The organism is Mangrovicoccus ximenensis (assembly GCF_003056725.1).
GTDB lineage: Bacteria > Pseudomonadota > Alphaproteobacteria > Rhodobacterales > Rhodobacteraceae > Mangrovicoccus > Mangrovicoccus ximenensis.
In genome coordinates this window covers 89,222-99,865 of the sequence record NZ_QBKZ01000024.1, presented here as the reverse complement: position 1 = coordinate 99,865, position 10,644 = coordinate 89,222, and the positions used below count along the sequence as shown (strand labels likewise).

12 protein-coding genes and 1 pseudogene are annotated in these 10,644 nt (G+C 67.6%); 6 read left to right on the top strand and 7 right to left on the bottom strand.

The window, feature by feature from the left end; all coding sequences use genetic code 11:
* The first annotated feature begins 65 nt into the window (after nt 1-65).
* The gene (locus C7T91_RS26425) at nt 66-488 is read left to right on the top strand and encodes a group III truncated hemoglobin (protein ID WP_108262735.1); all 423 of its coding nucleotides are present in this window, start codon (nt 66-68) and stop codon (nt 486-488) included.
* A gap of 571 nt (nt 489-1,059) precedes the next feature.
* Here C7T91_RS26425 and C7T91_RS26420 read toward each other — a convergent pair.
* The 4 genes and pseudogenes from C7T91_RS26420 to rpoZ form a co-directional block, all read right to left on the bottom strand.
* Nucleotides 1,060-1,248 (bottom strand): annotated as a pseudogene (locus C7T91_RS26420) (pyridoxine 5'-phosphate synthase); the annotation flags it as partial.
* 98 nt (nt 1,249-1,346) lie between these two features.
* On the bottom strand, nt 1,347-1,982 hold the full coding sequence (locus C7T91_RS26415; RefSeq protein WP_108262733.1) for a DUF2062 domain-containing protein: 636 nt from the start codon (nt 1,980-1,982) through the stop codon (nt 1,347-1,349).
* Between the two features lie 94 nt (nt 1,983-2,076).
* A complete protein-coding gene (locus C7T91_RS26410) occupies nt 2,077-4,203 on the bottom strand; it encodes a RelA/SpoT family protein (protein WP_236638519.1) in 2,127 nt (708 codons plus the stop codon).
* Between the two features lie 43 nt (nt 4,204-4,246).
* Complete coding sequence (gene rpoZ / locus C7T91_RS26405) at nt 4,247-4,600, bottom strand: DNA-directed RNA polymerase subunit omega (protein WP_108262729.1); 354 nt, start codon at nt 4,598-4,600, stop codon at nt 4,247-4,249.
* A gap of 372 nt (nt 4,601-4,972) precedes the next feature.
* On the opposite strand from rpoZ, the gene C7T91_RS26400 reads away from it, so the two are divergent.
* The 4 genes from C7T91_RS26400 to C7T91_RS26385 all read left to right on the top strand — a co-directional run bounded on the left by C7T91_RS26400 (nt 4,973) and on the right by C7T91_RS26385 (nt 7,468).
* Nucleotides 4,973-5,551 carry a LabA-like NYN domain-containing protein gene (locus C7T91_RS26400; protein WP_108262727.1) on the top strand — a complete coding sequence of 193 codons (579 nt, stop codon included), beginning with the start codon at nt 4,973-4,975 and terminating at the stop codon, nt 5,549-5,551.
* An 88-nt stretch (nt 5,552-5,639) separates the two neighbouring features.
* Nucleotides 5,640-6,590, top strand: a complete 951-nt coding sequence (gene ispH, locus C7T91_RS26395; RefSeq protein ID WP_108262725.1) for a 4-hydroxy-3-methylbut-2-enyl diphosphate reductase — start codon at nt 5,640-5,642, stop codon at nt 6,588-6,590.
* Nucleotides 6,587-7,063 (top strand): DUF3429 domain-containing protein, encoded by a 477-nt coding sequence (locus C7T91_RS26390; RefSeq protein WP_108262723.1) that lies wholly within the window; start codon nt 6,587-6,589, stop codon nt 7,061-7,063. The genes ispH and C7T91_RS26390 overlap by 4 nt, the downstream gene beginning before the upstream one ends.
* Before the next feature lie 159 nt (nt 7,064-7,222).
* The gene (locus C7T91_RS26385) at nt 7,223-7,468 is read left to right on the top strand and encodes a hypothetical protein (protein ID WP_108262721.1); all 246 of its coding nucleotides are present in this window, start codon (nt 7,223-7,225) and stop codon (nt 7,466-7,468) included.
* A 57-nt stretch (nt 7,469-7,525) separates the two neighbouring features.
* Here the strand turns inward: C7T91_RS26385 and C7T91_RS26380 are convergent, their stop codons facing one another.
* Entirely contained in the window at nt 7,526-7,975 is a 450-nt protein-coding gene (locus C7T91_RS26380) for a cation:proton antiporter domain-containing protein (RefSeq protein ID WP_108262719.1), read from the bottom strand.
* 168 nt (nt 7,976-8,143) lie between these two features.
* Here C7T91_RS26380 and msrB point away from each other — a divergent pair, with 168 nt between their 5' ends.
* The gene (gene msrB, locus C7T91_RS26375) at nt 8,144-8,605 is read left to right on the top strand and encodes a peptide-methionine (R)-S-oxide reductase MsrB (RefSeq protein ID WP_108262717.1); all 462 of its coding nucleotides are present in this window, start codon (nt 8,144-8,146) and stop codon (nt 8,603-8,605) included.
* On the opposite strand, the gene C7T91_RS26370 is transcribed toward msrB, so the two are convergent.
* Nucleotides 8,505-9,638, bottom strand: a complete 1,134-nt coding sequence (locus tag C7T91_RS26370) for an ABC transporter permease subunit (protein ID WP_108262715.1) — start codon at nt 9,636-9,638, stop codon at nt 8,505-8,507. The two genes, msrB and C7T91_RS26370, sit on opposite strands and share 101 nt — an antisense overlap.
* Before the next feature lie 59 nt (nt 9,639-9,697).
* Nucleotides 9,698-10,591, bottom strand: a complete 894-nt coding sequence (locus tag C7T91_RS26365) for a transporter substrate-binding domain-containing protein (protein ID WP_201742267.1) — start codon at nt 10,589-10,591, stop codon at nt 9,698-9,700.
* Nucleotides 10,592-10,644: the final 53 nt, after the last annotated feature.

Here is a 10,644-nt window from a genome sequence, read left to right as displayed (position 1 = left end):
TGGCAGGCTATGTGCTTGATCACTTCCGCTGCCGCAATGCAGCGGAAGCTTTCAGGAGAGTGCCCATGACCGTGACGTCCCAGCCTGCCGCCCTGACCTCCGAGGATATCGACCGCTTGGTCGCCGCCTTCTATGCCCGGGTGCGGGCCGACGAGGTTCTGGGCCCGGTCTTCCGCCGCAAGATCGGCAGAGACGGCGAAGTCTGGCGCCGCCACGAGGCGAAGATCGCCGGGTTCTGGCGCAACGCGCTGGGGATCCAGGTCGGCGCCTATTCCGGCAATCCGCAGATGGCGCATATCGGCAATCCGGATGTGCTGCCCGAACATTTCGCGATCTGGCTCGGCCATTTCCGCGCCACCGCCGATGCCGTGCTGGCGCCGGAGCAGGCCGACGCGATCCACGGCATGGCCTCGCGGATCGGCCGCGGCATGAGGATGGGCGTGGAAAGCGTGCGCCGACCGGCCGACGCACCGCCCCGCCTGTTCTGAGCCGGCTTGATCCGCGTCATCCCCCTGCCGCGCTGTCCGGGTTAGGCTGCCGTCAGGCAGCAACTGCGGAGGGCGCCATGCTGGTGCAGGACCAGAGCAAGACCATGGCCTTTCTCGAGGGCGGCGACGGGGCCGGCCCCGCGGAGCGGATCGACACCCATATCTCGGCGGTTTTCCTGACCGGCGACCGGGCGTTCTTCCGGCTCTACGAGGCGATCGGCGAGCCGCTGCCGACCCGCGACCTGCCGCTGGCCTTTGCCTGGCCGGATCTGCGCTTCGTCTCGGGCTGGAAGGCCCAGCTCGAAGCCGCCGAACGGCTGGCCCGGGCGGGATCGGTCGGCGGCAACCGGATGCTGGGACTCTACACCGAGCGCCGTGCGACGGTGTCCGGGGCGGTCTGGGACCGGGTGCGCGCGGTGCAGGCGCTTGATCTGGCGCTGAATTCGGGCGACCCCTCGGCCGTCTCGGGCGCGCTGATCGACGCCCGTTCGGCAATGGGGCTCGCGGGACTGGAACCGGCCCTGGCGCAGATGATGGCGCACCGGCTGGCCCGGGTGGCGCTGAAGGGACCGAGCCGCGCGATGTCCTCGTCGCGGATATGGCGGCGGTCCTCGCGCAGATGCGCGGTGATCCCGTCCGCCCCCGCCGCTTCGGCAAGCTTGGCCGCGCGCACCGGATCCGGCACCGCCCCGCCGCGGGCGTTGCGCACCGTGGCCACGTGATCGATGTTCACCCCGAGGCGCAGTCGCTCTGTGGCCATGACGGATTCCCCTTGATTGTGCCGTCCTGCGGGTAGCGCGGGACATGGGGGAGAGGCAAGCGCCAAGGCCTGCGGACCGCGCCGGAGACGCGCAGGTGTTACTTCACCATCGCGCCCGAGCGGATTTTCAGCCGCGCCTGCAGCTTCTGCTGCAGGAGCCGGGAGCGGCGGCGCTGATAGGCGTCGATCAGCGGATGGGCCAGCGCATAGGCCGCCGAGGAGATGATCAGCCCGTTGATCGCCCCGCCCAGCAGGTAGGGCAGGAAGATTTCGTGGTTGAACTCGACGAGGTTCTCCCAATGCGACTCGGTGCCGTTGAAGATCGACATCATGTTCCACCAAACCTCGCCGCTGGCCCGCTTGAAGGCCAGCATCAGCGCATGGAAATGGAACGTGGTCTCGCGCCCGAGCAGCAGGTTGCCGGTGAACATGCTGGAGGCGGCGATGAAGGGAAAGGTGATCGGGTTGCCGACGAAGGTGGAGATGATCGCCGCGCCGACATTGCCGCGCAGCAGCCAGGCGAAGAACCCGGCCAGGAAGAAATGCAGTCCGAAGAGCGGGGAAAAGCTGGTGAAGATGCCCGCCGCGATGCCGCGCGCGATGCGGTGCGGCGGATCGGGCAGGCGCTTCAGCCGGTAGTACATGTAGTTGAACGCGCGGCCCCAGCCGCCCGGCGGATAGATCGCCTCGAGAACGATGCGAACCGTTCCGCGTTTGTCCCGGCGCTTGAACACCTGATTTACCCCAAGCCTCGTCCGTCCCGCAGACGGATCACCCACAGCCGCGATCGCCTGACATGACAGCGTTCCTGAACCCGCCCGGCCGGGTTCAGGGGCGCTCTTCCGATTCCCTGTGCCTACGAACTTCCGCCACGTTGTTGTCTGCTTCAAGCGCGGTCATGACGCGGTGGAGATGTTCCACGTTGCTGACTTCCACTTCAAGCATCGCCCGGTAAAAATCCGGTTTCCTGTCGGAGAACTCGACATTGGAGATGTTGGCCTTCTGCTCGCCGATCAGCGTGCAGACCCGGCCGAGCACCCCGGCATCGTTCGACATGGTGATCTCCAGCGGAATGCCGAAAGAGGCCGAATGGCGGCCCGGCTGCCAGTGGAGATCGACCCAGCGGTCCATCTGGTCCTCGTAATCGGCAAGCCGCGGGCAGTCGATGGCATGGACCATCACGCCGGTCCCCGGCTGGGTGATGCCGACGATGCGCTCGCCCGGCACCGGCTGGCAGCAGCTGCCGCGCTCCCAGCTCTGGCCGACTTCGAGGCCCAGCACGGCACGGCGCATCTCGACCAGCTCGCCCTCGGCCTCGGCCTCGGCCAGCTCCGGATAGACCGCGGTGACCACGTCGCGCGCGGTGATCTCGCCCGAGCCGAGCCGCGACAGCAGTTCCTCGTGGTCGCTGCCGAGCCCGAGATTGCGCGCCGCGGCCATCAGCGTCTTGTCGGTGGCCTTCTTGTCGATGTTGGAGAAGGCTCCGCGCACCAGTTCGCGGCCGAGCTTGATGAAGCGGTCGCGCTGCGCCTCGCGGAGCGCGCGGCGGATCGCGGATTTCGCCTTGCCGGTGACGGCGATGTCGATCCAAGTCGCCTGCGGGCTCTGGCCCTCGGCGGTGATGATCTCGACCGACTGGCCGTTCCGCAGCCGCGTCCAGAGCGGCACGCGCGACCCGTCGACCCGCGCGCCTACGCAGGCCAGGCCGATGCGGGTATGGATGGCGAAGGCGAAGTCCAGCGGCGTCGCGCCCTTCGGCAGCTTGATCACCTCGCCCTTCGGCGTGAAGCAGAACACCTTGTCGGCATACATTTCCAGCTTCACGGTCTCGAAGAACTCGGCGACGTCGGTGCCGGCCTCGAAATACTCGGAGAGCCCGCCCACCCAGGCGGCCGGGTCGACCGAATACGGGTTCTCCATCGGCTCGCCGTCCTTGTAGGACCAATGCGCGGCGACGCCCTTCTCGGCGACTTCGTGCATCTCGCGGGTGCGGATCTGCACCTCGACGCGCTTGCCGTCGCGGCCGAGCACGGTGGTGTGCAGGCTGCGGTAGCCGTTCACCTTGGGCTCGGAGATGTAGTCCTTGAACCGCCCCGGCACCGCGCGCCAGCGGCGGTGGATCGCGCCGAGCGCGTGGTAGCAGTCCATCCGCGTCTCGGTGATGACGCGGAAGCCGAAAATGTCGGAGAGGCGGTTGAAGGACTCGTCGCTGTCGCGCTGCCCCATCTTGCGCCAGATCGAATAGGGACGCTTGGCGCGGCCATAGACCGTCGCCAGGATCCCCTCGCCCGTCATTTCATGGGCGATGTCGTAGCGGATCTTCTCGACCTCGTCCTCGGCGACGCCGCGCAGCCGCGCCATGCGGCGCAGCACCGAGCGGCGGGCATCCGGGTTCAGCACCTGGAAAGACAGGTCCTCCAGCTCGTCGCGCATCCACTGCATGCCCATGCGGCCCGCGAGCGGCGCATAGATGTCCATGGTCTCGCGCGCCTTCTTGACCTGCTTCTCCTGCGGCAGCGACTTGATCGTCCGCATGTTGTGGAGCCGGTCGAAGAGCTTGACCAGAATGACGCGCATGTCCTTCGACATGGCGACGAAGAGCTTGCGGAAATTCTCCGCCTGCTTGGTCTCGTTCGAGTTCAGCTGGAAATTGGTGAGCTTGGTGACGCCATCGACCAGATCGGCGATCTCGGCTCCGAACAGCCGGACGATGTCGTCGCGGGTCGCGGTGGTGTCCTCGACCGTGTCGTGCAGCAGCGCCGTGATCAGCGTGGCATCGTCCAGCTTCTGCTCGGCGAGCAGCGCGGAGACCGCCACGGGATGCACGATATAGGGCTCGCCGGAGCGGCGGAACTGCCCTTCATGCGAGGCCAGCGCGTAATCATAGGCAGCGCGCAGATGCGCGATGTCGGCGCGCGGATTGTAGGTCAGAACCCGCGCGACCAGATCGTCCACCGGCAGAAGCGGCTCGTGCCGCGCCGGGGCCGTGTTGACCGTATTATCGCTCAGACTGGGCTTCCATCAATGCGCGGAGAAGTTTCTCGTCGGTCATGTCGTCGTCGTCGGGCTTGTCGTTCTCGACGCCCATCAGCAGCGACATCGCATCGTCCTCGGGCTCGTCCACCTCGATCTGGGTCTGGTGGCTGGCGATCATCCGCTCGCGGAGCTCCTCGGCGCTCTGGGTCTCCTCGGCGATCTCGCGCAGCGACACGACGGGGTTCTTGTCGTTGTCACGATCGACCGTCAGCGGGCTGCCGCTGCTGAGCTCCCGCGCCCGGTGGGCGGCAAGCATCACCAGTTCGAACCGGTTCGGCACCTTGTCGACGCAGTCTTCTACAGTGACTCGAGCCATGTGATTCGTCCTCGATCCTCGGTTAGGGAAGCGTGGCTTATAGAGATGATCCCGCAGGATCGCAAGACGGGCATCGCATGACCGAAATTTTACCTGGCCGGCAGAGGCGCGGCAAGCACAGTGCGCCTGAACCGGGCAGCTTCATCAATTCTTAAATTCCCGCTGCAACTTATGGGGGTGCCAGCAATTTCCCGCTGGGCAGAATCCCGCCGCTGGACTATGATTTTGGGAGCGGGGTAAATTAGTACGTCCCTGAGCAGGCGCGCTGGAATGTCAATTCCGGTTGCGGCAAGCTTTCTTTTGATTAAGTTTGCTCCGTTGGCCCGAGGCTACCAGCAATAGCTCGGGCGACACATTTGGGAAGGGACTTAAATGTTTTACAGAGACGAACGGCTCGCGCTGTTCATAGACGGGTCGAACCTGTACGCGGCGGCCAAGGCGCTCGGGTTCGACATCGACTACAAACTCCTGCGACAGGAATTCATGCGGCGCGGCAAGCTGCTGCGCGCATTCTACTACACCGCCCTCCTGGAAAACGACGAGTATTCGCCGATCCGTCCGCTGGTTGACTGGCTGCATTACAACGGCTTCACCATGGTCACCAAGGCGGCGAAGGAATACATCGACAGCCAGGGGCGCCGCAAGGTCAAGGGCAACATGGACATCGAGCTGACCGTCGATGCCCTGGAACTTGCGCCGCATGTCGACCACGTGGTCCTGTTTTCCGGAGACGGCGATTTCAAGCCGCTGATCGAGGCCCTGCAGCGCAAGGGGAAGCGCGTGTCGGTGGTTTCGACGATCCGGTCGCAGCCGCCGATGATCTCCGACGACCTGCGACGCCAGGCCGACAACTTCATCGAACTCGACGAATTGCGCGACGTGATCGGACGCCCGCCGCGCGAGCCCCGCAGTTCCGACAGCGACGCCGTCGCCGAGAACTCGGACGCCTGAACTGGCCCGGCCGCGGGCGGGTGACATCTCCGCGGCCCCGCCTTATGATCCGGCCATGGATTGCCATGACCCAGTGACCGGATTCCCCATGCAGACCCCGCCCCTGACCCTCTACCTCGCTGCGCCGCGCGGCTTCTGCGCCGGCGTCGACCGCGCCATCAAGATCGTCGAGCAGGCGCTCGAGAAATGGGGCGCCCCGGTCTACGTCCGCCACGAGATCGTCCACAACCGCTATGTCGTCGACGGTCTGCGCGCCAAGGGCGCGATCTTCGTCGAGGAACTCGACGAATGCCCCGGCGACCGTCCCGTGGTGTTTTCCGCCCATGGCGTGCCGAAATCGGTTCCCGCCGAAGCGGCCGCGCGGCAGATGCTCTATGTCGACGCCACCTGCCCGCTGGTCAGCAAGGTCCATATCGAGGCCGAGCGCCATGCCGAGGCCGGCCTCCAGATCATCATGATCGGCCATGCGGGCCATCCCGAGACGATCGGCACGATGGGCCAGCTGCCCGAGGGCGAGGTCCTGCTGGTGCAGACCGTTGCCGACGTGGCCGAGGTGGCGCCGCGCGATCCCGAACGGCTGGCCTTCGTGACCCAGACCACGCTGTCGGTCGATGACACGGTCGACATCGTCGCCGCGCTGCGCGCGCGCTTCCCGGCGATCATCGGGCCGCACAAGGAAGATATCTGCTACGCCACCACCAACCGGCAGGAAGCCGTCAAGGCGGTCGCGCCGAAGGTGGATGCCCTGCTGGTGGTCGGCGCGCCGAATTCCTCGAACTCGAAGCGCCTGGTCGATGTCGCGCGCCGGGCCGGCTGCACCTATTCCCAGCTGGTTGAGCGCGCCGACCAGATCGACTGGCGCGCCCTCGAAGGCGCCCGCGCCGTCGGCATCACCGCCGGGGCCTCCGCCCCCGAAGTGCTGGTCAACGAAGTGGTCGACGCCTTCCGCGCGCGCTATGACGTGACGCTCGAAGGGGTCGAGACCGCGACCGAACAGGTCGAGTTCAAGATCCCGAGGGTGCTGCGGGAACCCGCATGAAGGACAGCTACGCCCAGAGACCGGACCGCATCCCGCCCGCCGCGCTCTGGCTGGGGCTCGCCGGGGTGCTGCCCTTCCTCTGGGGACTGGCAACCGGGCTCTCGCCCGCGCTCTTCGATCTCGGCATGACCCTGCTCGGCCCGCGCTTCGTCGGACTGCACCTGCAGGTCGCCTATGGCACGATCATCCTCTCCTTCATGTCCGGCGCGCTCTGGGGGTTCGCCGCGCGCAGCGACGGGCCGTGGCGCAGCCGCGGCTTCGCGCTGTCGGTGCTGCCGGCGCTCTGGGCGCTGGTCTTCGTCGGCGGCGGGGCGGAACGCGCCACGGTCGTGCTGATCGCGGGCTTCGTCGGGCTCCTGGGCCTCGACATGCTGTTCGAGCGGCAGGGACTGACGCCGCCCTGGTGGATGCGGCTGCGCAACCTGCTGACCTTGCTGGTCTGCGCCAGCTTGACCGCCGGCCTGCTCGGATGAGCAGCCGCCCCGATGCGGAGACCGTCGCGCTCTACGACGCGGAGGCCCGCGCCTATGGCGACCGCTTCCACAGCGCCGATCCCCCTCCCCGGCTGGAGGCCTTCCTCGACCGGGTCCGCCCCGGCGGGCGGGTGCTAGACCTCGGCTGCGGCCCCGGCCATGCCGCGGCCCGGATGCGCGGCCGCCGAGGCCGAGCCTGTCGCCATGCCGCCCGCGCCCGGCGACTGGCAGACGCTGAACGGCGAGGTGCGCCACACCTTCACCCATTTCCACCTGCGGCTGCGGCCGATGGTGGCGCGGCTGCCGCAGGAGGCCGCGCCGCGCCGCGGCCATTTCGTGGCGAAATCAGATTTCCGCTCGGCCAAGGCGTTTACCCTTTCGAAACCCTGGTTCGAGGAGATCTGACGCAGGAGGCCCCATGTCCCTGCTCACCCGCGCCGACGGCGTCACCCGCGCCCTGCCCTACTGGTCCTCGCTCATGCTCGTGCCGGTCGTGCTCTGGGCCGCAGCGACCGGCGGCTGGGCGCTGCTGGCGCCGCCCCTGGCCGGCTGGGGGCTCTTCGCCGCCGCCGCCAGCGGCCAGCCCGGCGCCAGCGCCGCGATCATCCCCGTGCCCAGCAGGATCGCCAGCGGCATGCCCAGCAGCAGCATCCGCACCGGCCATTGCCGCTGGCTGTTGAGGCGGCGCAGGTCGGTGCGCGCCGCATCGAGGAAGAGCAGCACCACCAGCGCCACCTCGGCCACCGAATGCAGGACATGGACGACCTCGGCTTCGCCGGAACCGCCGGCCTGCGCCAGGAGGAATCCCAGCAGGATGAACACCATGGGCGCTGTCACGATGGTCCGCGACAGGCGGCGCGCCATCAGGCAGTAGCCGACCGTGACGATCGCGATGACGAGGGTGGCGAACATGCGGGCCTCCGGATCTGGAACTCTCCGTCCGAGGATAGGCGAGGCCGCGCCGCGAGGTAAGCCGCCTGTCTGCCGCAAGGACAGCACCGTGGCCGGGTTGCACGGCAGGGCTTGATGTTTGCGTCCCGAGACCCGAGATCCGGGGCGGACCCAAGAGGAGACGCAGCCATGACCGATGCGACCAAGGACAGGACGGAGGCGCTGTCGCGCCTGACCCCGGAACAGTACCGCGTGACCCAGGAGAACGGAACCGAGCGGCCCTTCGCCAATCCCTATTGGGACCTGAAGGAGCCGGGGCTCTATGTCGACGTGGTCTCGGGCGAACCGCTCTTCGCCTCGATCGACAAGTTCGACAGCGGCACCGGCTGGCCGAGCTTCACCCGCCCGGTCTTCGGCGATGCCGTCACCGAGCACCGCGATGCCAGCCACGGCATGGTGCGAATCGAGGCGCGCTCGGCCGGGGCGGACAGCCATCTGGGCCATGTCTTCCCCGACGGCCCACCGGAAGCCGGCGGCATGCGCTACTGCATCAACTCCGCGTCGCTGCGCTTCGTGCCCGTGGACGCGCTGGAGGCGGAAGGCTACGGCGCCTTCTCCGAGCTGTTCCGGGACGCCGCTGCGCGCTCCTGAGCCGCCAGGCGGCGGGCACGCCGCCCCCTTTGCGGGACAGCGCGCGGTTGGCGGGCAGCGCGCGGGCCGGGAGCGGCCGCCCGGTCGGGCCTTGTCCCATGACCACGCCGCCGACGCGGATATTGCCGGCGCTGGCCGGGATCAGCGCGAGGATCGCCTTCAGCAGCGTCGACTTGCCGGAGCCCGAGCGGCCGAGCAGCACGACGACCTCGGAGCGCTTCACCACCAGCGTCAGCTTCTTCAGCACCGGCGTGCCGTTGTAGCCGACTTCCAGGTCGCGGATCTCGAGCATCCGGTCGGATTGCGGCGAGGGCGGATCGACGGCCGCAAGCGGCGTGCCGGCGGGAATGTCGGGGATCTTGCGGCGCCCGGCGCGTGCGGCGCGCGGCTCGAGGTTCACCCGGTTCTCCATCCACCACTGGCCCGCGGCCAGAACGGTGGACATGATCACGTAGATCCCGCCCGAGGCCAGCAGCACCGGCAGGAACTGGAAGTTCTGCGACACGATGGTCTGGCCGCGCATGGTCAGCTCTGCGACGCCGACGACCGAGGCCAGCGAGGTGGATTTCAGCAGGCCGACGCTCTCGTTGCCCAGGGTCGGAAGGATCGCGCGCAGCGCTTGCGGGATGACGACGAAGCGCATTTCCTGGCTGCGGGTATAGCCGAAGGCCTGCGCCGCGGTGCGCTGGTCGCGGTTGGCGGAAATGATGCCGCCGCGGATGATCTCGGCGCAATAGGCGGTCTCGTTGATCGTCAGCGCCAGGAGCGCCGAGACGAAGGGGCTGAGCACCAGGCCGAATTGCGGCAGGACGTTGTAGAGGATGATCAGCTGCAACAGGACCGGCGTGCCGCGCAGCAGGTAGATGTAGGTCTTGACCGGCAGGCGCACGTACCAGGCCTTGGACAGGCTTGCGAGCGAGAGGAAGAAGCCGATGACGATGCCGCCCGTGAGCGCGCCGACCAGCAGCTGCACGGCGATGACGGCGCCTTCCCAGAGATAGGGGAAGGTCAGGTAGTGGAGAAACGTGTCCATTGGGGTCCCGCACAGGAGGACCGGCGCCGCGCGGGGGCGGCACCGGAGGGATCAGGAAATCAGTTGAACAGTTCTGCCGGACGCTGGGCTTCGCCGCCCTGGCCCCACTTGTCCATGATCAGCTTCTGCACGCCGGTCTCCTGGATCACCTTGATGCCGTCGAGCACCGCGTTCTGCAGCATCGTGTTCTCCTTGGCGATCGGATAGCCGCTGCGGATCGGCAGGTCGACATAGAAGGCCTGCTCCAGCCGTTCGTCGGCGCGCGCCAGGCCGGCGGCGACGGCGCCCGAGGTCAGGTGGATGTCGGCCCGGCCCGCCTGCACCGCCATGATGGCGTTGTCGGTGTTCTGCACGAGCAGCACGTCGACCGCCGGCTTGTCGGCAGCGAGGCATTTCTCGGTCTGCTCGGGCGCAAGCGTGGTGGCCTCGTAGGTGCCTGCCGCGGCCGAGATGGTCATGCCGCAGAGGTCGTCGACCGATTGCAGGTTCTTCGGGTTGCCCTTCGGCACGACCGATCCGTCGACCACCTGGTAGGACGAGACGAAGGCGACCTGCTCGGAGCGCGCCGGGGTGACGTAGATCGACGGACCGATGTCGAGCCGGCCGGACATGATCGAGGTGACCAGTACGTTGAAGGCGCCGAGCTGGAATTCGTAGTCGAAGCCGAGGCAGGCGCCGAGCCGGTCGAGCATGTCCGGGTCCAGGCCTTCGAGGTCATCGGGATTGCCGTCCACCGGCTGCTGGAAGCCCATGTTGTAGCCGCCGAGCCCGACGGTGAGCGTCTTGCCCGACAGCTCGGGATATTTCGTGCGGAGCCCCTGGCAGGCCTCCATTTCCGCGAAATCCGAGGGCGCGGGCTTCAGCTCCTCGGAGGCGCGGGCGGAGGCGATGCCGGGCGCCAGCACGGCGGCCATGGCGGCGGCGCAGGCGATCATGCGGGTCGGAGAGGTCATTTTCGTCATCCTTGCTTTTCCCTGTTGGAGGAATGCAGGCACGGAGGGGCGTG